Origin of the sequence: Streptomyces sp. NPDC018031, from assembly GCF_044327625.1 — a bacterium.
Taxonomy (GTDB): Bacteria; Actinomycetota; Actinomycetes; order Streptomycetales; family Streptomycetaceae; genus Streptomyces.
This window is the reverse complement of sequence record NZ_JBIRFT010000004.1, coordinates 447,027-469,686: the sequence shown is the minus strand read 5'-3', so window position 1 is coordinate 469,686 and position 22,660 is coordinate 447,027. Positions and strand designations below refer to the sequence as shown.

General features: G+C 75.6%; 14 protein-coding genes and 2 pseudogenes. 5 read left to right on the top strand and 11 right to left on the bottom strand.

What is annotated here, in order from left to right:
• Positions 1 to 27 precede the first annotated feature (27 nt).
• Genes ACH4B3_RS14315 through ACH4B3_RS14300 form a run of 4 tightly spaced genes read right to left on the bottom strand, consistent with a single transcriptional unit; the run spans position 28 to position 3,743 of the window.
• Positions 28 to 756: an ABC transporter permease gene (locus tag ACH4B3_RS14315; RefSeq protein ID WP_398463112.1), complete on the bottom strand. Its 729-nt coding sequence runs from the start codon at positions 754 to 756 to the stop codon at positions 28 to 30.
• Between the two features lie 15 nt (positions 757 to 771).
• The gene (locus tag ACH4B3_RS14310; protein ID WP_398463111.1) at positions 772 to 1,689 is read right to left on the bottom strand and encodes an ABC transporter ATP-binding protein; all 918 of its coding nucleotides are present in this window, start codon (positions 1,687 to 1,689) and stop codon (positions 772 to 774) included.
• Between the two features lie 52 nt (positions 1,690 to 1,741).
• Positions 1,742 to 2,626, bottom strand: a complete 885-nt coding sequence (locus tag ACH4B3_RS14305) for an ABC transporter permease (RefSeq protein ID WP_398463110.1) — start codon at positions 2,624 to 2,626, stop codon at positions 1,742 to 1,744.
• A 4-nt stretch (positions 2,627 to 2,630) separates the two neighbouring features.
• Complete coding sequence (locus ACH4B3_RS14300; protein WP_398463109.1) at positions 2,631 to 3,743, bottom strand: ABC transporter ATP-binding protein; 1,113 nt, start codon at positions 3,741 to 3,743, stop codon at positions 2,631 to 2,633.
• 552 nt (positions 3,744 to 4,295) lie between these two features.
• Between ACH4B3_RS14300 and ACH4B3_RS14295 the strand changes: the two are divergent.
• The 4 genes and pseudogenes from ACH4B3_RS14295 to ACH4B3_RS14280 all read left to right on the top strand — a co-directional run.
• Positions 4,296 to 4,546: pseudogene (locus ACH4B3_RS14295) on the top strand (hypothetical protein); the annotation flags it as partial.
• Positions 4,546 to 6,315 carry an SDR family oxidoreductase gene (locus tag ACH4B3_RS14290; RefSeq protein WP_398463108.1) on the top strand — a complete coding sequence of 590 codons (1,770 nt, stop codon included), beginning with the start codon at positions 4,546 to 4,548 and terminating at the stop codon, positions 6,313 to 6,315. The pseudogene ACH4B3_RS14295 and the gene ACH4B3_RS14290, both read left to right, overlap by 1 nt.
• A gap of 246 nt (positions 6,316 to 6,561) precedes the next feature.
• Positions 6,562 to 7,290 (top strand): annotated as a pseudogene (locus tag ACH4B3_RS14285) (MerR family transcriptional regulator); the annotation flags it as partial.
• Between the two features lie 866 nt (positions 7,291 to 8,156).
• Positions 8,157 to 8,699: an RNA 2'-phosphotransferase gene (locus ACH4B3_RS14280; RefSeq protein WP_398463107.1), complete on the top strand. Its 543-nt coding sequence runs from the start codon at positions 8,157 to 8,159 to the stop codon at positions 8,697 to 8,699.
• 144 nt (positions 8,700 to 8,843) lie between these two features.
• On the opposite strand, the gene ACH4B3_RS14275 is transcribed toward ACH4B3_RS14280, so the two are convergent.
• The 3 genes from ACH4B3_RS14275 to ACH4B3_RS14265 form a co-directional block, all read right to left on the bottom strand.
• Complete coding sequence (locus tag ACH4B3_RS14275) at positions 8,844 to 9,455, bottom strand: hypothetical protein (protein ID WP_398463106.1); 612 nt, start codon at positions 9,453 to 9,455, stop codon at positions 8,844 to 8,846.
• Between the two features lie 3 nt (positions 9,456 to 9,458).
• Complete coding sequence (htpX, locus tag ACH4B3_RS14270; RefSeq protein ID WP_398463105.1) at positions 9,459 to 10,361, bottom strand: zinc metalloprotease HtpX; 903 nt, start codon at positions 10,359 to 10,361, stop codon at positions 9,459 to 9,461.
• A 494-nt stretch (positions 10,362 to 10,855) separates the two neighbouring features.
• On the bottom strand, positions 10,856 to 11,767 hold the full coding sequence (locus ACH4B3_RS14265) for an LLM class flavin-dependent oxidoreductase (RefSeq protein WP_398463104.1): 912 nt from the start codon (positions 11,765 to 11,767) through the stop codon (positions 10,856 to 10,858).
• A gap of 315 nt (positions 11,768 to 12,082) precedes the next feature.
• Between ACH4B3_RS14265 and ACH4B3_RS14260 the strand changes: the two genes are divergently transcribed.
• Positions 12,083 to 12,967, top strand: coding sequence for an HAD family hydrolase (locus ACH4B3_RS14260; protein ID WP_398463103.1), 885 nt, complete (start codon positions 12,083 to 12,085; stop codon positions 12,965 to 12,967).
• Between the two features lie 201 nt (positions 12,968 to 13,168).
• On the opposite strand, the gene ACH4B3_RS14255 is transcribed toward ACH4B3_RS14260, so the two are convergent.
• From ACH4B3_RS14255 to cydB, 4 genes are all read right to left on the bottom strand, one after another.
• Positions 13,169 to 15,562: a peptidoglycan DD-metalloendopeptidase family protein gene (locus ACH4B3_RS14255; RefSeq protein ID WP_398463102.1), complete on the bottom strand. Its 2,394-nt coding sequence runs from the start codon at positions 15,560 to 15,562 to the stop codon at positions 13,169 to 13,171.
• Between the two features lie 149 nt (positions 15,563 to 15,711).
• Positions 15,712 to 17,457, bottom strand: coding sequence for a GAF domain-containing protein (locus tag ACH4B3_RS14250; RefSeq protein ID WP_398463101.1), 1,746 nt, complete (start codon positions 17,455 to 17,457; stop codon positions 15,712 to 15,714).
• A 28-nt stretch (positions 17,458 to 17,485) separates the two neighbouring features.
• Positions 17,486 to 21,637, bottom strand: a complete 4,152-nt coding sequence (gene cydD, locus ACH4B3_RS14245; protein ID WP_398463100.1) for a thiol reductant ABC exporter subunit CydD — start codon at positions 21,635 to 21,637, stop codon at positions 17,486 to 17,488.
• Positions 21,638 to 21,650: 13 nt separating this feature from the next.
• Positions 21,651 to 22,652 carry a cytochrome d ubiquinol oxidase subunit II gene (cydB, locus tag ACH4B3_RS14240; protein WP_398463099.1) on the bottom strand — a complete coding sequence of 334 codons (1,002 nt, stop codon included), beginning with the start codon at positions 22,650 to 22,652 and terminating at the stop codon, positions 21,651 to 21,653.
• Between the last annotated feature and the right edge of the window lie 8 nt (positions 22,653 to 22,660).

Here is a 22,660-nt window from a genome sequence, read left to right as displayed (position 1 = left end):
GCCCCGCTCAGCGGACCGCTGGCCGGCTCACTCCTCGCCGGCCAGCGTGAGCGACCGCAGCTTGCGGCCCGCGTACCAGGTGGCCGCGCAGGTCACCACGGTCAGCAGCACCACGGCCGCCGGGAGGCCGACATCGGAGGTGACCACCCCGCCGTCCGCGATGCGCTGGGCGACGCTGAGGGACCACTGCTGGACACTCAGGGTGCGGGCTCCGGCGACCAGGTTGCCGAAGACCGACTCCCAGACCAGCGCGTAGACCAGACCGGCCACCACCGCGTGCCGGGTGACCGTGCCGAGCAGCAGGAATATCGCGCTGTAGGCGACCGAGGCCACGGCCGCCGCGGCCGTGTAGGCGGTGGCTATCCGCTGGCTGTCGCCGTTGAGGATCAGGCCGGACAGGAAGGTGGGCACCGCGGAGAAGGCCACCGTGACGGCGATGGCGACCAGCAGCTTGGTGAAGATGATGGTGGGGCGCTTGACCGGCTTGGCGAGCAGGTAGACGACCGAGCCGTCGTCGATCTCCGGGCTGATCGCGCCGGTGCCCGCGATGACGCCGATCAGCGGCACCATGGTGGCGAGCGCGAAGCCGCCCAGGATGCCGTCCGCGGTGGAGTCGTCGGCACCGGTCATCGCCCGCACCGCCACCGAGATGGCGATCAGCAGCACCGGCAGTGCGGCCAGCATCAGCGCGCGGCGGCGGCCGAGCAGCGCCCGGTAGGTGAGCCGGGCGACGGTCGGGTGGTAGAGCGAGGACATCGCTGAGGGCTCCTTTCAGGCCGCGACGAGGTAGGAGAAGACGCTTTCCAGGGACTCGTCGGACGGTGAGACCGTCAGCAGCCGGATGTCCAGATCGCGGGCGACCCGCGGCAGCAGTTCGGTGAAGCGGGCGAAGTCGACGGCCTGGATGCGGAGTTCGCCCTCCTTGACGTCCACCTCGATGCCCGCGGTGGACGCGTCGCCGATCAGCGCGGCGGCGAGCCGCCGGTCGTCGGAGGAGCGGACGAGATAGCGGTGCGGGCGGTCGGTCATCAGCCGGCGGATCTTGCGGAAGTCGCCGGAGGCCGCGTGCCGGCCGGCCACCACCACCTCGATGTGGGCGGCGAGTTGCTCGACCTCCTCGAGGATGTGCGAGGAGAACAGGACGGTGCGGCCCTCGGCACCCATCCGCCGCAGCAGGTCCATCAGCTGCATGCGCTGGCGCGGGTCCATGCCGTTGAACGGCTCGTCCAGCAGCAGCACGGACGGCTCGTGGACGAGCGCGGAAGCCATCTTCACCCGCTGCCGCATGCCCTTGCTGTAGGTGGCGATCCGGCGGGTGGCCGCCTCTTCCATCTCCACCGTGGCCAGGGCCTTCCGGGCGGCGGCCACCGGCCGCTCCAGCCCGTGCAGTTCGGCGTTGGCGAGCACGAACTCCCGGCCGGTGAGGAAGTCGTACATGGCCTCCCGCTCGGGCACCAGCCCGATCTTCCGGTAGGCGGCCTCGTGCTGCCAGATGGTCTCGCCGTCGAGGGTGACGCTGCCGTTCGACGGCGGCAGGAACCCGCCCATCATGTTGATCAGCGTGGACTTCCCGGCGCCGTTGGGGCCGAGCAGTCCGGTCACCCCGGGCCCGATCGTCATGCTGACGTCGTTGACGGCGACCACGTTGCCGAACCAGCGGGAGACGTTGTCGATACGGAGGGTGCTCATCGGCGCGGCCCGTTCCTGAGGAGGGTGGCGGAGGGCGACGGACGGGAGGTGGTCACAGCCCGACCTTTCGGTAGCGGCGCATCAGCAGCCCGTACGAGCCGACGATCAGGCCGAGGAGGACGAGGAGGTGGACGGCGCCGGCACCGGCGTCCGGGCCGAAGCCGCCGGGGAAGGACGAGGTCGCACCGAGGAACGCGGTCTGCACCCCGTCCACCAGGGTGATCGGGGAGAACAGGCCGAGCCAGCCGATGGCACCGGTGCTGCCCTGTTCGAAGGCGATGCCCTGCACCGCGCTGACCGCGCCGTAGCTGATGGTGAGCACGGCGATGACGGCGGCGACGCCGAAACCGCGGCGCGGCGTGAGCGCGGCGATCACCAGGCCTATGCCGGCGAAGAGCAGGGAGAGCAGAACCACGGAGACCAGTCCTTGCGCCAGCCCCGCCGTCTGGTCGGCGAAGTCCAGCTTGGCGAGGAGGGCGCCCACGTAGAGGATCAGCACGGGGGCGGCGGTGAGCAGGAAGAGGGCCGAGGCCATGGCCGCGAACTTGGCCAGCACGTAGTCCACCGTCTCGATCGGCCGGGAGAAGTACAGCGGCACGGTCTTGAACCGCAGGTCCCGGGAGACCGACTGGGGGGCCTGCGCGGCGACGTAGAGGCCGATGACCGCCTGGAGGTAGATGGCGTAGCGGGTGTACTCCACCGGCAGCTCGTCGCTCTTGGTGACCACCGCGACCGCCACCAGGATCGTGGCGGGTACGCACATCACCGCGAACAGGATCATCGGCAGCACCTTGGACTTCGCCGACCGGCCCAGCCCGTAGGCGCCGCGCAGGCTCTGCGAGAACAACGAGCGGCGAGCGTAGGCCCGGCCCAGGCGGGCCCCGTCGTAGTGGCGGTAGCCGATGTTGTGGATGACGTTGACGTCGGGCCGGGTCATCGGCTCACGCCTCCTTCTTCGGACGGCCGGGGGCGGGGCTTCCGGAGACCGGGGCCGGTGCCGGGTCCGGGCCGGGGACACCGGGGACGCTTGGGTCAGTGGAGTCACCGGGGGCACCGGGGGCAGTGGAGTCACCGGCGTCGGCGGCGTCGTCGACGGCGGATGCGCCGGTGCGGAAGATCTCGGCGATCCGGTGCCGTCGCTGCTCCATCCGCACCAGGCCCACGCCCAGCTCCGCGACCGCGTCCCGCACCGTGTCGTAGGCGCTCCCGCCGCGCTCGGCGTCCGGCCGCGGGGCCGCGCCGGCGTCGGATGCCGCATCGACATCAGCGTCGACGTCGACCAGCAGCAGCATGCCGTCACGGCGGACGGTCAGCCCGGACCGCGTCAGCAGTTCCAGCAGCCGATCCTCGTGATCGGTGACCTCCACCGCCAACGACGCGGTGGCCTGGGTGAAGTCGCTGGTGGAGCTGGAGCGCAGCAGCTTGCCGCCGTCGATCACCACCACGTGGTCGCAGGTGCGCTCCAGCTCGCCGAGGAGGTGGGAGGTGACCAGCACCGAGATCCCGAAGTCGGTGTGCACCCGGCGGATGAGCCCGAGCATCTCGTCCCGGCCCACCGGGTCCAGGCCGTTGGTCGGCTCGTCCAGCAGCACCAGCTGCGGATCGTGCACCAGCGCCTGGGCGAGCTTGACGCGCTGCTTCATACCGGTGGAGTAGCCGCCGATGGGGCGGTAGCGCTCCTCGTACAGCCCGACGTGGCGCAGCGTGTCCGCGGTGCGCTCCCGGGCGGCGGACGGCGGCAGCCCGGACATCCGCGCCATGTGCACGACGAACTCGGTCGCCGAGACATCGGGCGGCAGGCAGTCGTGCTCGGGCATGTACCCGACGCGCTCGCGGATCGCACCGCCCTCGGTGGCCACGTCCAGGCCGAGTACCCGGGCGCTCCCGGCGCTGGCGGGGGAGAGACCCAGCAGGATCTTGATCAGCGTGGACTTGCCGGCCCCGTTGGCACCCACCAGGCCCGTGACGCCCGGCGTGATGTCGACGGTGAGCCGGTCGAGAGCGGTGACCCGGGGGTACCGCTTGCTCAGGCTTTCGGTGGCGATGACAGTCACGTATTCGACGGTAGGGCCGGGTCCCCGGCCGGACGTCAGCCCAGACGATGGAATCCGCGTACTTCTCCGGGCTGACGGACCCGTAGGGGCAAGGGGTCCCGGGGGCGGTCCCGCGTCGGGGTCGCCCGTGGTAATCGGCGCGGTCGGCGGCGCCGCCCGGGCGGCCGCCGGAGCGACGCGCGGCCACCGCCGGGGCGCCACCGCCGCCGGGGCGCGGCGGCCATCGCCGGGGCACCGCGCGGCCACCACCCGAACCGGCGCGGCGGGCTACCGCCTCCGCGCTGCCGCCGGGCGGGGGTTACCGCCGGTATCCACAGGCGGCTTCCGACCCTTGACGCAGCCGTCGGCGATTGTCACATTCATCAGTGTCAGGTTGGTCGGTTACGGATGGGCGGCGCCCGGCGGCGGGCGGCGCCGGGGGGACGGCGATGACCTCAGTGATGCAGCGGCGGCCTGCCGCCGTGCGTCGGCGCACAGCCACGCGTCAGTGCACAGCCGGGCATCGGTGCACAGCCGGGCATCGGCGTGCTGCTGGGTGGCGCGGCTCCGGTCGGCGGTTCACCGCTGTGGAGCCGGTACCGGTTCTCCGGCCACCCGCGGCGGCCCGGTCCGTGGGCGTCGAACCGCATCCGGGGGTTCGCGGCGTCGGGACCGGGTTCGAGGAGGGCCTGGTGGTCGCCGACTCCCGGGTTCCGCAGCAGCACGCGTCCTGGCCGGACGACGACCTGCCGCACGTGCGGCGCCGGGAGGGCGCCGCACGACCGCGGTACACGAGGACCGAGCAGGAGAAGGGAACCGCGTGATGACGGAAGCGGCGGGCGGGACGGAGCGCCGGATCCACACCGGCGAGGTGGAGCTGTGCGTCGCCGAGTGGGGGGACCCGGGCCGGCCGACGGTGCTGCTGGTGCACGGCTACCCGGACAGCAAGGAGGTGTGGACGGAGGTCGCCCGGCGGCTCGCCGACCGCTTCCACGTGGTGGCGTACGACGTCCGCGGCTGCGGCCGGTCCAGCGCCCCCTCCCCACTGCGCGGCGGCTACACCCTGGCCAGGCTGACCGACGACTTCCTGACGGTGGCCGACGCGGTCAGCCCGGGCCGGCCGGTGCACCTGGTCGGCCACGACTGGGGCTCGGTGCAGGGGTGGGAGTTCGTCACGGTGCCGCGCACCGCGGGCCGCATCGCCTCCTTCACCTCCGTCTCCGGCCCTTCCCTGGACCACTTCGGACACTGGGTCAAGCGGCGGAGGTCCCGCCCCACCCCGCGCCGGCTGGCCCACCTCCTCGGCCAGGGCGCCAAATCCTGGTACGTGTACGCGCTGCACACCCCGAAGCTCCCGGAGGCGGCCTGGCGCGGCCCGCTCGGCAGGCGCTGGCCCGGGATGCTGGAGCGGGTGGAGAAGGTACCGGCCGGGGACTACCCGACCCCCTCGCTGCCGGACGACGCGGCGCACGGCGCGTGGCTCTACCGGGACAACGTCCGTTCCCGGATGCGGCAGCCGCGTGACGACGCGTACGCCCACGCGCCGGTGCAGCTGATCGTCCCGACCGGTGACGCCTACCTGTCCCCCCGGCTCTACGACGACCTGGACGAGTGGGTGCCGGACCTGACCCGGCGCACCATCGACGCCCGGCACTGGGTACCCCGCACCCGGCCGGACCAGCTCGCCGCCTGGATCGGGGAGTTCGTCACCGCACGGGAGGAGAGCGGGGGCCGGGCGCCGGTCGCCAAGAGTCCCGCGGCGCCGTTCGCCGACCGGTTCGGCGGCCGGCTGGTGCTGGTGACCGGCGCGGCCAGCGGTATCGGCCGGGCCACCGCCTTCGCCTTCGCCGAGGCGGGCGCCCGGGTGGTGGCCGTCGACCGGGACGCGGAAGGCGCCGCCCGCACCGCGGAGCTGGCCCGGCTGCTCGGCGCGCCGCGGGCCTGGGCGGAGACCGCCGACGTCGCCGACGAGGCGGCGATGGAGAAGCTCGCCGAGAAGGTCACCGGTGAGTACGGCGTGGTGGACGTGCTGGTGAACAACGCGGGCATAGGGATGGCGGGTTCGTTCCTGGACACCACCACGGAGGACTGGCGCAAGCTGCTGGACGTCAACCTGTGGGGGGTCATCCACGGCTGCCGGGCCTTCGGCCGGCGGATGGCCGAGCGCGGGCAGGGCGGGCACATCGTGAACACCGCCTCACTCGCCGGCTACCAGCCCTCCCGGTCGCTGTCCGCCTACAGCACGTCCAAGGCGGCCGTGCTGATGCTCAGCGAATGCCTCCGCGCCGAGCTGGCCGGCCAGGGCATCGGGGTCTCCGCGATCTGCCCGGGCTTCGTGCACACCAACATCACCGCGACCACCCGCTTCACCGGTGTCCCGGAGCAGGAGCAGAGACGCCGGCAGGAGCGGTCCTCCCGGCTCTACGCCAAGCGGAACTACCCGCCGGAGAAGGTCGCCGAGGCGGTGCTGCGGGCCGTGGCGCACAACGAGGCGGTGGTGCCCGTCACCCCGGAGGCGCGGGTCGCCCGAATCCTGGGCCGAATATCGCCGAAGGCATCCCGGGCGCTGGCCCGGATCAACCTGTCGGTCTAGCACCAGGAGCAGCCACGCGTGTCCGGTCACCCGCCACCGCCGACCCCCGCACCGCCTCACTCCGCCACACCGCCGGGCGGCGCCGGGTCCCCGGATTCCGCCCCGGCGGTGCCCGCCCGGCCGCACGGCGGCCACATCGCCGCCGGCCCGCCCGCCGCGTGGCCGGGTGCGGGGCCCGCCCCGGGGGCCGGGGCCGCCGCCGCCCCCTCCGGCAACGGCCCGGCGGGCGGGGGCGCGGAGTACCGGATCGAGGACCTGGCGCACCGCAGCGGCGCCACGGTCCGCACCATCCGCGGGTACCAGGACCGCGGGCTGCTCCCCCGGCCGGAGCGCCGTGGCCGGGCGAACGTGTACGGCGAGGCCCATCTGGCCCGGCTCCGGCAGATAGCCGAGCTGCTGGACCGGGGCTACACCCTGGCCAGCATCAAGGAGTTGCTGGAGGCCTGGGACGCGGGCCGCGGGCTGGGCGGGGTGCTCGGGCTCGTCGCCGAGGTGGGGGGCCCGTGGAGCAGAGAGCGCCCGGTCCCGGTGACCCGGGCCGAGCTGGCCGGTCTCTTCGACGGGGAACGGCAGGAAGAGGCGCTCCGGGAGGCGGTGGAGCTGGGGGTGCTGGAACCGGTCCCCGGGCGCCCGGACGAGTACCTCGTGCCGAGCCCGGCCGAACTGGCCGTCGCCCGGGAGCTGCACACGGCGGGCGTTCCGCTCCCCGCGGTGGCCGCCCAGCTCCGGGAGCTGCGCGGGCAGGTGGAGCGGATCGCCGGCCGGTTCCTGGAGTTCACCACCGAGCATGTCTTCCGGCGCTTCCTGGACGACCCGCCCACCGACGCCGGGATCGCGGAGGCCGCCACGCTGGTGCGCCGGCTACGGCCGCTCGCACAGCAGAGCGTGGAGGCGGAACTGGCCCGCGCCATGCGCGCCCAGGCGACCCGCTATGTGCGGCGGCAGTTGGCCGACTTCGCCACCACCCGGCAGGCGCCGTCACCGACGGACACGCCTGCGACGGACCCGCCAGGGCCGGACTCGTCGGCAAGGGGCTCGTCGGCAGGGGGCTCGTCGGCAACGGACGTGCCGGGCCCGGACGTGCCGGGCCCGGACGCGTCGGGCCCGGACGCGCCGGAGCCGGACGCGCCGGAGCCGGACCTGTCGGCAACGGCCATACCGGGGACGGCCGTGCCCGGGTCGGCGGTGCCGGGGGCGGCGGTGCGGGGGTCGGCCGTGCCCGGCCCAGAGGTGCCGGTGACGGACGTATCAGGGGCGGCCGCGCAGGCGACGGACCGGCCAGGGGCGGACGGTCGTTCACCGCACATACCGGAGGCGGCCGACCCGGAGGCGGCCGACCCGGCGGCGGACCCGCCGGGGGTGGCAGGTCGGCCGCCGGACGATCCGGGGCCGGTGGGCCGGTCGCCGGATGCCCCAGTGGCTCCGGTCGCCCCGTCCCCGCCATCAGGCACCGGGGACGGGCCGGGCGGTGGCCGGCCCCGGGAGGCACCCGGCGGGGCCCACCCTCAGCGGGCGGCGGAGGACGGTCGGGGCCGGACGGTGACGCTGCCCGTGGAGACGGTCGAGGCGGTCCGCGCCCTGGTGGGTGCCGATGCCACCGCCGACTTCATCGCCGCGGCGGCGGACCGTGAGGTGCGCGCCCGCACCATGGACGCCCTCGCCGCGCGCCGGGACCGCACCTGCGGGCCGTGACGGGACGCGCCGCGTCAGGACGGGCCCCGCGTCCCGCCGCGACGCCGGCCTCCGGTCCGGTCCGCACCATGGCGGGCCCCGGGCGGCAGCCGGGTTCCCGCGTGGAAAGGGGATGCGGGGCGCGGGCGGCGACGGCACGATGAGAGGTGATGGACGACAGACGCAAGGTGAAGATCTCCAAGTACCTGGCCCGGCATCTGCGGCATCAGCCGGAGCGGATCGGGATCACCCTCGACCCGCACGGCTGGGTGGAGGTCGGCGAACTGATCGCGGCAGCCGGTGCCCACGGCTTCCGGTTCACCCGCGCCGAACTCGACGAGGTGGTCCGCTCCAACGACAAGCAGCGGTACGCGGTCGAGGGTGACCGTATCCGCGCCAACCAGGGACACACGGTCGACGTCGACCTCTGCCTCCCGGTCGCCGAGCCCCCGCCGTACCTGTACCACGGCACGGTGGCGCGGTTCCTGCCCGCGATCCGCGCCGAGGGGCTGCGCCCGATGAACCGGCACGCGGTGCACCTGTCACCCGACCGGGAGACGGCGACCCGCGTGGGCGCCCGGCGGGGTGTCCCGGTGGTCGTCCCGGTCGACGCGGGTGCCATGCACCGGGCCGGGCACAGCTTCCAGGTCAGCGCCAACGGGGTCTGGCTGGTGGCCGGGGTCCCGCCCGCGTTCCTCCGCTTCCCCGACTGACCGGCGCCCGCACCGGCCCCGGACGCCCCGCCACGGCCGGCCCCGGACGCCCCGACCACGGGCGGGCCCGCTGCCGTCGGGGCCGGACGGCCGACCCGGGCCGGTCCCGGCCGGTCGCGGGCCGGGACGGCGTACCGTCCCGGGTCACAGGCCGGGCGCGCCCCACACGGGGAACCAGCGGGACAGATCCCGCTCGATCCGCAGATCGTCCGCGAGCAGTGATCTCACCTGCAGCTCCAGCGCGTTGTCCCGTTTCTCCGGCCGGCCCGGCAGCGGGGCGAACGGGTAGAAGGAGCCGCGCTTGTACAGGTACACCAGCGCCAGCAGCGGGTCGCGCCCCGGGACGCCGTCCGGTTGGTCCGGTGCGCGGCGGAACACCATGAGGGAGCAGAGGAGTTGCGGCCCGAACCCGCTGCCCTCCAGGCCGCTGTTGACCGCGTGCAGATCGTTGACGAGCGCCGCCGTGTCCTCGGGCGGCTGCCGGGCGAGCAGCCAGGTGTAGCCGTACTCGTCCCGGCTGAACTCCACGGGTACGCCGCCCCGGTCGGCATCGGCGTCCAGCAGGGCCCGCACGTCCTGCCGCAGCCGTTCGAACGCACCGCCTTCGACGCTCGCGAAGCACACCGCTCCCTGTCCGGTCGGCACGAACCCGAGCGCCGCCTCCAGGGTGATCGCGGCGGACGGCAGCCCGAAGAGCTGGTCGAGGTCGGGGCGCACCGGTTTGCTGCGTCCCAGGATGACGTCGAGGAAGCCCACCGGTCAGCCCCTTCCGAGCTGGGTGGAGATCCGTCCGAGCTGGTCCAGGCGCTGTTCCAGGGTGGGATGGGAGGAGAACAGCCGCTTCATGCTCTCGCCGGAGAGCGCCGGGGCGAAGTAGAAGGCGTTGTACGGCTCGGCCTGCCGCAGGTCCCGGGTGGGGATGCGGGCCATCTGCCCGGTGACCTTGGTGAGCGCCGAGGCGAGTGCCGAGGGGCGGCCGGTGAGCAGCGCCCCGGCCCGGTCGGCGGACAGCTCGCGGTACCGGGACAGCAGCCGGGTGAGCAGGAAGCTGATGGCGTAGACGACGGCGCTGACCAGCGGCACGATCAGCATCAGGATGGCGGTGTTGTTGTCCCGGCCGTTGCCCCGGGTGAACCCGCCCCACAGCGCGACCCGGGTGATCACGCCCGCGAGCACGCCGAGGAACGAGGCGATGGTCATCACCGCCACGTCCCGGTGCGCCACGTGCGACAGCTCGTGCGCCAGCACGCCTTCCAGTTCCTCCGGCTCCAGCCTCCGCATCAGCCCGGTGGTGGCGCACACCAGCGCCTGGCGCTGGTTCCGCCCCGTGGCGAAGGCATTGGGCACGTCGCTCTCGGCGATCGCCACCCGGGGCTTGGGCATGTCGGCGAGTGCGCACAGCCGGTCGACCGCGCCGTGCAGCTCCGGGGCCTGTTCCGGGGTCACCTCCCGGGCCCCCATGCTGAACGCGGCGATCCGGTCGCTGAACCAGAACTGGGTGATGAACATGCCCCCCACGAGCAGCAGGATCAGCGGCCAGGAGTTGCCCAGCAGCACCAGCAGCACACCGACGAAGACCACGTAGAGCAGCCCTATGAGGAACATCGTGCCGACCATGCGGGTCGCCAGGCCGCGATCGGGGGCGAACCGGGTACGCGCCATGAGTACCGACCTCCACCCTCGATTCTGCACCTTTCGCGGCTTTACGCGGCATAAAGGGCAAGGCGCCACCAGGGACGGAGACGGCCGGGGCCCCGCTCGGCGGCCACGGCACACCGGCATCCGGGCGACGCGGAACGGCGGAGGCGACGGACAGCCGGCGGGAGCGGTGGAGGCACGGCCGGGACAGGCGGAGGCGGGGCCGGGCGACACGGAACGGCGGACGCGGACCGGCCGCGCAGGGGCTCGGGCGCCGGGGCGCGGCGTGCGGGCGGCCGGGCGGCGCGGGCCGACCGGCGACTCGGAAGCGCGGGGCGCCGGTGCGCGGCGGACAGCCGGCGGAGGCGGGAGCAGTGGAGGCACGGCCGGGACAGGCGGGGCGGCGGAGACGGGGCGGACCGGGGGCGGCGGAGACGGGGCCGGCAGCGCTCGCCCCGCCGGGTGATGCCGCCGGCGGATGGCGCCCGCCCCGCGTCCGCCCCCGCTTCCGGTGGCCGCTACCGGGCGGCCAGCCGCGCCAGGCCCTCGGTGGCGATCCGCTCGAAGACCTTGAGGTCGGTGCCGAAGTCGGAGTCCGGGATCGGCCAGTGCAGCACGATCTCGTCGATGCCCAGCTCCGCGTGGGCGCCCGCGAAGTCGACGAAGGCGTCCAGCGATTCCAGCGGTCCGTTGCGGTCCGGGGTGAAGCCGGTGAGCATGATCTTGTCCAGCTCCGCGGCGTCCCGTCCGGCCTCCTCGCACGCCGCGCGCAGCGCCTCGATCTGCCGGGCCACCGCGACCACCGACTCGGCCGGGGTGCCGGTGTCGGCGATCTTCGGGTCGCCGGTGGTCACCCATGCCTGTCCGTACCGGGCGGCCAGCCGCAGCCCGCGCGGTCCGGTCGCGGCGACCGCGAACGGCAGCCGGGGCCGCTGCACACAGCCCGGTATGTTCCGCACCTCCTGGGCGGAGTAGAAGGCGCCCTCGTGCGAGACCACCTCATGGGTCAGCAGCCGGTCGAGCAGCGGCACGAACTCGGCGAAGCGGTCGGCCCGTTCGCGCGGCTTCCAGGCCTCCTCGTCCTCCCGCAGCAGCGCCGAGGCGTCGAAACCCGACCCGCCCGCCCCGATGCCCAACGTGACCCGGCCGCCGGAGATGTCGTCCAGGGAGATCAGTTCCTTGGCGAGGGTCACCGGGTGCCGGAAGTTCGGCGAGGTCACCAGGGTGCCCAGGCGGAGCGTGGAGGTGGCCGTGGCGGCGGCCGTGAGGGTGGGGACGGCGCCGAACCACGGCCCGTCCCGGAAGGACCGCCACGACAGGTGGTCATAGGTGTACGCGGCGTGGAAACCCAGTTGCTCGGCCCGCTGCCACACCTCGCGGCCGCCCTCGGACCAGCGGCGGACGGGAAGGATCACAGTGCTCAGACGCATGCCCTCGAGCCTAAGCCGTGCCGGCGGCCCTCCGGACGGGCCTGGGGCCGGGCCGGCCTCAGGCCCGTCCGGCCCGGCGGCGACCCCCACCCCCGCCCCCGGGGCTGCCCCGTGCCCCCACCCCCCGGATGCCCCCCGGATGCCCCCGGATGTCCCCGGAGAACCGGCGGACGGCCGACGGACGGCACCCACGCGTCCCCTGGTGAGCGCCGGGGAACCGCCGGGAACGCGCGGCGGGCCGCCGGGGCCGAAGGCGGAGAGTGATGGCTGATACACGCGCCCCTTCGGGCACCCGTGCGAGGCATATGCGGGAGGATGGGTGACGTGACTCCAGCTACCGAGCAGCCCTCGACCCAGGCCGTGGACCGTACGGCGCCCGCCCTCTCCGCCACGCCACGGCTGATCGCCACCGATCTCGACGGCACTCTGCTCCGCGACGACAAAACGGTCTCCGCGCGGACCGTCGCCGCACTCGCCGCCGCCGAGCGGGCCGGCATCGAGGTCTTCTTCGTCACCGGCCGCCCGGCCCGCTGGATGGACGTCGTACGCGATCACGTGCACGGTCACGGCCTGGCCATCTGCGCCAACGGCGCGGCCGTGGTCGACCTGCACAACGGCGGCCGGCTGATCGACGTGCACCCGCTGGAGCGCGAGTACGCCGCCGCCGTGGTGGAGACCCTCCGCGAGGCCGCGCCCGGCGTCTCGTTCGCCGTGGAGCGGACCAGCGGCATCCATTACGAACCCGCGTACCCGCCCTTCTACCTGGACCCCGGGGCGCTCATCGCCCCCGTCGACGAACTGCTGGCGGCGGGAAGCACGTACGAGGTGCACCCGATCCTCAAGCTGCTCGCCAACCACCGCGAGCTGGCCCCCGACGAGTTCCTCGCGATGGCCCGCAAGGCCGCCGGGCACCTTGCCTCGTTCACCCGCTCCAGCCCCACCGCCCTGCTGGAGGTCAGCGGCCTCGGCGTGAGCAAGGCGAGCACCCTCGCCCGGTGCTGCGCGGAGCGGGGGATCACGCCGGAGGAGGTGGTGGCCTTCGGTGACATGCCGAACGACCTGGAGATGCTGGGCTGGGCGGGCACGTCCTACGCCATGGCCAACGCCCACCCCTCGGTACTCGCCGCGACCACGCACCGCACCGAGGAGAACAACGAGGACGGCGTCGCCATCGCGATCGAGCGGCTCCTCGGAGCGTGAACCGGGCCGGCCGCTGACCGCCCCTGGTGCTCCGGGGGCCGCACCGGCCGGAATCCCTTCCCGGCCTCGCGCCGGACCCGCGGTCGCGGGTCCGGGTCGGTGAGCCCGGGCGGCCGGTCAACGGCTGCGGACGGCGGGTCGGTGACCGAAGACGCCAGGTCAGTGGCTGCGGACGGCCGATCGGTGACCGAAGACGCCCGGTCAGTGGCTGCGGACGCCCGGCCGCAGCTGCACGCCGTGCTCGCCCAGCCAGCGCACCGGGTCCATCCCGGAACCGAACTCCGGCGTCCGCCGCACCTCGAAGTGCAGGTGCGGCCCGGTCGAGTTGCCGGTGTTGCCGGAGAGGGCGATCCGCTCACCGGTGCGGACCCGGTCCCCCTCGCCCGCGAGGATGGTCGACAGGTGCGCGTACTGGGTGTGGACACCGTTCGGGTGCCGCACCACCATGCTCATGCCGAACGGTCCGCCGCACCCCAGCGAGACCACCTCGCCCGCCCCCACCGAGCGCACCGGCGTCCCGACGGGCACCGCGAAGTCCTGCCCGGTGTGCCCGTGCGACCAGCGGGAGCCGGCGGAGCCGAACCCGGCCGACAGCTCGTAGGACACCAGCGGCAGGGTCCAGGTGCCGAGCCCGCCGGCGCCGCTGCCGCCGTCGGCCTCGGGTGCCGCGTCGGCCCGTGCCCCGGTGCGCGGCCGGACACCGAAGTCCAGGTCGGGCCCGGGGCCGTGGAGCGCGAGCGGGGTCCCGGCGAGCGGGCCGGGCGTCCCCCCGCCGCTTCCCGGGGCGTCGCGGCCCGGCACCTGTCCGGCCGGCCCCCCGGTCACCGTCCGGTCACCGCCCCCGGGATACCCGGCGCCTGCGCGGCCGGCGTCCCCGGGGCTTCCGGTGTGCCCAGTGTGCCCAGTGTTCGTCGCGTGCCCGGTGTTCTTCCCGTCCGTCCCGCCGTCCGCGCCGGCACCGGCCCGGCCGTCCGGGCCGCCGCCGGGGACACCCGGCTCCACGGCACCGGCAGCACCGGCAGCACCAGCGGCACCAGCGGCACCAGCGGCACCAGCGGGACGGTGCCCGCCGACCCCCGCTCCCGTCTCCGCCATCGTCATCGGCGGCGCCGCGACCGCCGTCCCCGCGGCCGCGGGGACCCGCGCGGCGGCGCCGTCGCCCCGCTCCGGCACGGCCGGCCCGCCCCGCCGGGCGACGTCGCCGGGCAGCAGGATCCCGGACCGGTCCGCGAGCGGCACCGCCATCCCGGCCCCGGGCACCGCGACCCCCGGCAGCGAGACGCCGGGCAGCATCTCGCGCACCGGGGTCCCCGGCATCGGGGGAGCGGCGAGCGGGCCCGGGCCGGCCTCCGTGCCCGGTGCGGGCGACCCCGCCGGTCCGCCGCCCGCACCGGGGCGCCCGGTTCCTTCGGTGCCACCGTCGCGTCCGGCCCGGCCGCCGGTCGGGGCGGACGCGTCCGGGCCCGCCGGCACGACCCGTTCGGGGAGCGCGGGCGGGGTGGCGACCGCGACCTTCCGCTGGGCCTCCGACAGCACCAGACACCGTCCCGCGCTCGCCGCCCGGTCGGCCGCCCGGCGCAGTTCCTCCCGCGCCCCCACCAGCCTCCGCTCGGTGTCCGAGCGGTCGGCGCCGAGCCGCTGCAGCCGGGACGTCAGGGTGCGGGAGGCCAACGCCTCGGCGTGCACCCGTTGGGCCAGCCGCTCGTTGTCCGCGTGCACCCTCCGCAACGTGCTCACCAGTGAACGGTCCCGCACCGCCTGCTCCAGGCTGGCGGAGTCGAAGGCGTTGAGGCTGCGCAGGGCGTTCGGCAGCACCCCGCTGCGGTACTGCGCCCGTGCCAGCCGCCCGGCCGCCCGGCGGAGCCTCGCCTCGGTGCGGCGTTCCCGTCGCAGCTGCCGTTCCAGCCGCTCCACCGCCACCCGCCGGGCGCGGGCCTGCGTCCGGTCCTGGTCGTACCGCCACTCCGCCCGCGCCAGCCACTCGCTCAGCCGCAGCACCTCCGCGCCCGCCCGGGTGCCCGGCGCCGGGGCCGCGCGACCGGGCATGCCGGGTACCACGGCGGCCGGGCCGCCCGCCGCGGGTTCCGGCGCCGCCGGCGCGGCCGCCACCCGGCCGGCCCCGGTGGCGCCGGGGCCGGCGGGCCGGTGCGCATGCCATCCGGAGCCGGGCCGCGCGGAGAGCGCTTGGCCGGTCGGGTCCGGTCCGGTCAGGGCCGGTCCCGGCAGCGACCGGTCGGACGGGTACGCACCGCCGGTGACGGACCCGGCCGGGCCCTCGGCGAGGGTCGCGGTCTCCCCTGGGGTGCCCGGGCCGTGGACGTCGGCGCCTGTCCCGGCGGCGGCCTGGGCCGGCCCCTCCGGGCCGGGCACGGCCGGGCCGGGCACGGCCGGGCCGGGCACGGCCAGGCCGGGCACGGCCAGGCCGGGCACGGCCAGGCCGGGCACGGCCAGGCCGGGCACCGCCGCGGCGGGCACCCTCCCGCCGTCTTCGGCGAGCGCGGGCCCGGGCACCGGCAGCACCCCGCAGAGGACGGCCACCGCGAGGGCACCCGCGGACCGGGCGGAGATCGGGCAGCCACGGAACGGAACGCGCATGCCGGCGATGCTCGCCCGGGCCCGCCCGCCGAAGGCGCCGCCACGCCCGGCCGGTGCGCACCACACACCGATCGGAGTACGAAAGTCCTACTTCTGCCCGTTCGGTGCCCGACCCCCGACCGGGTGAGCGGGCGCCCGGGGCGCCCGCGCTACAGCGGCGCTTCCCAGACCAGGGAGGTGCCCCCGCCGTCCGCGCCGAGCCCCGGCCCGTAGTTGCAGGCCCCGCCGAGTGCCTCCGCCCGGCGGGCCAGGTTCCGCAGTCCGCTGCGGCGGCCGGTGGCCGGAATGCCCACCCCGTCGTCGGCGACCCGCAGCCGCACCCCGTCCCGGCCGTCCGGCAGCCTCACGGTGGCGTCGACGGTGACCTCGATCCGCCCGGCCCGGGCGTGCCGGAGGGCGTTGGACAGCGCCTCGCGCAACGCGGCGATCAGGTTCTTCGCGGTCAGCTCGCCGACCCGGGCGTCGACCGCGCCGAGGAAGGCCACCGAGGGCTGGAAGCCCAGCGGCACGGCGGCGGTGCCGATCTCGCGCAGCACCCGGGTGCGCAGTCCGGACGGGACCTCCGCCGGCCCCTGCTGGAGCGCGAAGATGGCGGTGCGCACCTCGTGGATGGTGGCGTCCAGTTCGTCGACGGCCTTGCCGATCTGCTCCCGCACCTCCGGTACCGGGGCCTGGCGCTGCGCGCTCTCCAGCATCATCCCGGTCGCGAAGAGCCGCTGGATGACCAGGTCGTGCAGGTCCCTGGCGATCCGGTCCCGGTCCTCGTACACCGCCAGCCGCTCCCGGTCGCGCTGCGCCTCGGCGAGCACCAGCGCCATGGCCGCCTGGTCGGCGAACTGGGTGGCCAGCGTGCGTTCCAGCGCGGTGAAGGGGCGGCCGCCGCGCCCGCGCGGGATGGCCAGGATGCCGAGCACCCGGTCCCCGCTGCTCAGCGGCAGCATCATGCTCGGGCCGTACCGCTCGGAGATGTCGGCGGTCATCCGCGGGTCGGTGGCCGAGTCGTCGATGAAGACCGGTTCGCCCGCCAGCAGCTGCGGCACGATCGCGGCCCGCGGGGAGACGACGGTGCCGAGCAGCCCGGCGGGGTCGTCGGCGTTGGCGGCGACGATCTCCAGGCCGCCGTTCTCCTCCGGGACGAGCACGATGCCCGCCGCCGAGCCGGCCAGCCGGCGTGCCTGCTCCGCCACCACCGACAGCGCGTCCTCGGCGTCCCCGCCGGAGAGCAGCGTCGTGGTGACGGCGACCGAACCGTCGATCCAGTGCTCGCGCTGCCGGGTGGCCTCGTAGAGCCGGGCGTTCCCGATGGCGATCCCGGCCTCGGTCGCCAGCACCTTGACCATGCCGAGGTCGGACGGGCTGAACCGGCCGCCACCGCGCTTGTCCGCCAGGTACAGATCGGCGAACCGGCGGCCCTGGACCCGGATCGGCACCCGCAGCCGTTCGGCCGGCCCCGGGCGCGGGTCCTCCGGCCGCTCGGCGAGGAGCGCGGCGAGCGCGTCCCGCTCACCGTCCGGCACGCCGTACGTGATCACGTCGGAGAGGCCGGGGCCGGACGGTGCCAGCACCCCGACGGCGGCCTGCCGGGCCCCGGCGAACTCGGCCGCGGTACGGGCGATCCGGTCGAGCATGGAGTGGATGTCCAGCTCGCTGCCGATGGTGCGCATGGCCTCCAGCAGCCGCGGCACCCGGGAGGTCAGCTCGGTGGACAGGCCCTGGAGGCTGCGGGTCGCCTCGGTGGCCGCGTCCAGGGAGTCCCGGGTGCCGCCATCACCGTGCGCCCCGGCCGCCCCGGGCACCGGGGGCCGGCCGGTCCCCGGCGGCGGGCCCGGATCCGGCCGCGGGTGCGGACCGGGCTCCGGGCCCTGTGCGTCATCCGGTGCTGCGGAGGCTCCCATGGTGCAGAGCGTAGGCACGGTCGGTGCGTTATGTCAGAGAAAAATGCCGTTTGTTCCCCGAGTGATCCGGATGCCCCGGCGGATCCGCACCCTCCGCCCCCGCCGCACCCTCCGACACCCCGGCTCCGTCCGGGCCACGGGCACCCTCCGGCTCCCCGGCCCCGCACCGGCACCGAGCACCCTCCGACACCCCGACCCCATCCGGGCCGCGGGCACCCTCCGACACCCCGACCCCATCCGGGCCGCGGGCACCCTCCGACACCCCGACCCCATCCGGGCCGCGGGCACCCTCCGGCTCCCCGGCCCCGCATCGGCACTCCGTGCCCCGACCGCCGACCGGGCTCCCGTCCGGGCTCCCCCGGCCGGCCACCGCCTCCGCCGCACGTTCCCGCGCCAGCATGGTCCGGAAGGGCCCCTCTGCCGCCGCCAGCTCCGGGTATCCGCCCCGCTGCACGATCCGGCCCCCGGCCAGCACGATCACCTCGTCCACCGCGCCGTCGGCGAGCCCGGCCAGCCGGTGGGTGATCAGCACCGTGGTGCGCCCCTCGGTGGCCGCGAGCAGATCCGCGGTGAGCGCGTCGGCGGTCACCGGGTCCAGGTGTTCGGCGGGCTCGTCCAGCAGCAGGACGGGGAAGTCCGCCAGCAGCGCGCGGGCCAGGGCCAGCCGCTGCCGCTGCCCGCCGGAGAGCCGGGCGCCGAACTCTCCCACCGGCGTGTCCAGGCCGTCCGGCAGGGCGTCGACCCAGTCCAGCAGCCGTGCCGCGCGCAGCGCCGCCCGCAGCCGCTCCTCCTCCTCGCCACCGCCGGGCCGCCCGTCAGTACCGCGCGGCAGGGCGAGCCGCAGGTTCTCCCGGAGCGAGCTGTCGAACAGGTGCGCGTCCTGGGCGCACAGCCCCACCAGCCGCCGTACGCCGTCCCCGTCCAGCGCGGCGGCGTCCCGGCCGGCCAGGGTGTACGAACCGGATTCGGCGTCCAGGAACCGCAGCAGCACCTGGGCGACCGTGGACTTGCCCGCTCCGGAGGCGCCGACCACGGCCACCCGGCGGCCGGCCGTGAGGGTCAGCCGGAAGTCCCGCAGCGCGGGGGCCGGGCGGCCCGGGTAGCGGGCGGTGAGGTCGCTGACGACGAGCGGGAACGGCGATCCGGGGGCCGCCCCGGTCCCCTCCACCACGGGCGCCGGGGCGTCCAGCACCTCGCCGACCCGCTGCGCGGACCTGCGCACCCGCTGCCGGTACTGCACCGCCGCGGGCAGCCCGGCGACCGTCTCGAACGCGGCGAGCGGGGTCAGCACCACGGCGGCCAGCCACACCCCGTCCAGTCGCCCGTCGGCGACCGCCGCGGCCCCCACCCAGCCGGCCGCCGTCACCGTCAGCCCGCAGACCAGCGCGGACAGGCCGGCGCCGGTGGCCGCGGCGGCCGCGGTACGACGGGCGATCCGGGTCAGCGTCCGGTCGCACCGGCGGACGGCCTCCAGCCGGCGCGGCAGCGCGCCGGCGACGTTCAGTTCCGCCGTCCCGGCGAGCAGATCCACCACCTGGGTGGCGAGCGCGCCGCGGGCCGGGGCGAGCTGCCCCTCCGCCCGGCGGGCGATCGCGCCGGACACCGCCGGCACCAGCACCCCGGCCGTCAGCAACCCGACCGCCAGCACCGCCCCGGCCTCGGGCAGCAGCCAGCCGGTGAAGGCGACCGAGGCGCCGCCCACCACCACCGCCGAGCCGACCGGGAGCAGCCAGCGCAGCACATGGTCCTGGAGCGCGTCCACGTCGCCCACCAGCCGCGCCAGCAGATCACCGCGCCGGCTGTCCCGCAGTCCGGCGGGGGCCAGCCGCTCCAGCCGCCGGTAGACGGCCACCCGGGTCTCCGCCAGAACCCGGAGGGCGGCGTCGTGCGAGACCAGGCGTTCCGCGTACCGGAAGACGGCCCGGCCGATACCGAAGGCCCGGGTCGCGGTCACCGCCACCATGAGGTGGAGGACCGGCGGCTGCTCCGAGGCACGCGAGATCAGCCAGCCGGAGACGGCCATCAGCCCGACGGCGCTGCCGAGCGCGAGACTGCCGAGGAGCAGGGCGAGCGCGAAGCGGGGGGCTTCCCCGCGGAGCGGGAGCAGCGCCCCGGGGGAGCCGGCCCGTCCGCCCGGTACCGCCGCTGGTGCCGCCGCCTCCTCCGCAGGTGCCGCCTCCGCTTCCGCCGCAGATGCCGCCGCCGCTGCCGCTTCCTCCTTCTCCGCCGCGGTGCCCACCGCTGCCCCCGCCGGCTCTTCCCCCGTCACCGCTTCGGCGCCCACCGCCGCGATGTCCACCGCCGCGGTGCCCACCGCTGCCTTCGCCGGTTCCGGTCCGCCCGGACCGGTCCGCCGCCCCGGCGCCGCCCCGGTGCCCGCCCCCTCCTCGGTCGCCGCGGGCGCGCCGATGGTGATCACCCGGTCCGCGACCGCCAGCAGGGCGGGCCGGTGCACGACGAGCAGCACCGTACGCCCGGCCGCCAGCCGTCGGACCGCGTCCACGACGCCCGCCTCGGTCTCCCCGTCCAGGCTCGCCGTCGGCTCGTCCAGCAGCAGCACCGGGCGGTCCGCCAGGAACGCCCGGGCCAGGGCCAGCCGCTGCCGCTGTCCGGCGGAGAGCCCGCCGCCGCCTTCGCCGAGCCGCGCCTCGATGCCGCCCGGCAGCGCCTCCGCGAACTCCAGTGCGCCGGCCTCCCGCAGCGCCCGGCGCACCGCCTCGTCGTCCGCGTCCGGCCGGGCCAGCCGTACGTTCTCGGCGAGGGTGCCGGCGAACAGACAGGGCCGCTGGGGCACCCACGCCACCTGCCGCCACCAGCTCTCCAGCGGGACGTCGGCCAGGTCCGCGCCCGCCACCCGCACCCGGCCGCCGGTGGGTGCCACCAGGCCGAGCACGGCGTCGAGCAGGGTGCTCTTGCCGGCGCCGCTGGGGCCGACCAGCGCCACCGTCTCCCCCCGGCGCACCGTGAAGGTCGTCTCCGGCAGCGCGGGGGCGGCGCGGCCCGGGCGGGCCACCACCAGTCCCTCCACCGCCAGCGCGATCTCCGCACCGGCCGGGGCCACCGCCGCCGGCGCGATCTCCGCACCGGCCGGGGGCACCGCCGCCCGGGCGTCCGGTCCGCCCGGCTCCGCCGCCGTCCGTGCGCCGCCGCCCGCCGCCCGGGCGTCCGGCCCCGGGGCCGCCGCGTCCGCGCCGTCCCCGATCACCGCGAACACCTGGTCCGCCGCCGCCAGCCCCTCCGCCGCGGCGTGGTAGTGCGCGCCGACCTGCCGCAGCGGCAGATACGCCTCGGGGGCCAGGATCAGCACCACCAGCCCGGTGGTGAGGTCCAGTTCGCCGTGGACCAGCCGCATCCCGATGCCGACGGCCACCAGCGCGACCGACAGGGTGGCGAGCAGTTCCAGTGCGAAGGAGGAGAGGAAGGCGAGCCGCAGCGTGCGCAGGGTCGCCCGGCGGTAGTCGGCGGTGATCGCGCGGATCGAGGCGGCCTGGGCCTTGGCCCGGCCGAACACCTTGAGCGTGGGGAGCCCGGCGACCACGTCGAGGAAGTGGCCGGACAGCTGGGTGAGCAGCCGCCACTGCCGGTCCATCCGGTTCCGGGTCGCCCAGCCGATGAGGACCATGAACAGCGGGATGAGCGGCAGGGTGCCCGCGATGATCGCCGCGGAGACCCAGTCGGCGGTGACGATCCGGGCGAGCACCGCGCACGGCACCACCACCGCGAGCCCCAGCTGGGGCAGGTAGCGGGCGAAGTAGTCGTCGAGCGCGTCGATGCCGCGGGTGGCCAGCGTCGTCAGTTCGCCCGTGCCCAGCAGCCGGTGCCGCGGGGCGTCCGGGGCGCTGCCGGGGGCCATGCCCGGCAGCGCCGCGGTCCGCGTCGCGTGTGCCAGCAGCCGCATCCGCAGTTCGGACTTGACCGCCGCGCTCGCCCGGTGGGCGGCGAGTTCGGTGAGCCAGGCGACCGCCGCCCGGCCCGCCGCCACCGCCGCCAGCAGCAGCAGCGGGCGCAGCAGGGCGTCCGGCCCGCGCTGCTGCTGGAAGGCGCCCACCACCACCTCGGCGATCAGGGTGGCCTGGACGACGAGGAGCCCGGCCCCCGCCAGCCCGAGCGCCACGGACGCGGCGAGGAAGCCGCGGGTGGCTCGGGCGTGACGGAGCAGGCGGGGGTCTACCGGCTTCACCGCTGTGCTCCGCTCAGTGCCCGGTCGGGATGTGCTGGGTGCCGATCCGCTTGCGGAACACCCAGTAGGTCCACGCCTGGTAGGCCATGACCAGCGGCGTCATGAAGGCCGCCACCCAGGTCATGATCTTGAGCGTGTACGGGCTGGAGGCCGCGTTCTCGGCGGTCAGGTTCCACCGCGGGTCGAGCGAGGACGGCATGACGTCCGGGAAGAGCGCGAGGAAGAGCATGCCGACGGCGGCCGCCACGGTGATCCCGGAGAGCGCGAAGGCCCATCCCTCCCGGCCGCGGGCGTTCATCGCCAGCGCCGCGGCCAGCGCCGCCACCGCGACGCACAGCGCCACCAGGCTGCGGGCGTTGCCCAGGTCGGCCTGGGTCCAGGTCAGGAACGCCACCGCCAGCACCGCGGCCCCCGAGCCCAGCACGGTGGCCTGGCGCCGGGCCCGGGCCCGGATGTCGCCCACCGTCTTCAGGGCGGCGAACACCGCGCCGTGGAAGGTGAAGAGCACCAGGGTGAGCGCCCCGCCGAGCAGCGCGTAGGGGCTGAGCAGGTCCGTCACGTCGCCGGCGTAGTTCTTGTCCGGCCCGATCGGCACGCCGCGCACGATGTTGGCGAACGCCACCCCCCACAGGAAGGCGGGGATCAGCGAGCACCAGAAGATCGCGTGCTCCCAGTTGCGCTGCCACCGCTCCTCGGGCCGCTTGTGGCGGTACTCGAAGGCGACCCCGCGCACGATGAGGCAGACCAGGATGGCCAGCAGCGGCAGGTAGAAGCCGCTGAAGAGGGTGGCGTACCAGTCGGGGAAGGCGGCGAAGGTCGCGCCGCCCGCGGTGAGCAGCCACACCTCGTTGCCGTCCCAGACCGGGCCGATGGTGTTGATCAGGACGCGGCGTTCGGTGCGGTCCTTCGCCAGGGTCCGGGTGAGGACCCCGATGCCGAAGTCGAAGCCTTCGAGGAAGAAGTAGCCGATCCACAGGAAGGCGATCAGCAGGAACCAGATGTCGTGCAGGTGCATGGCCCGAT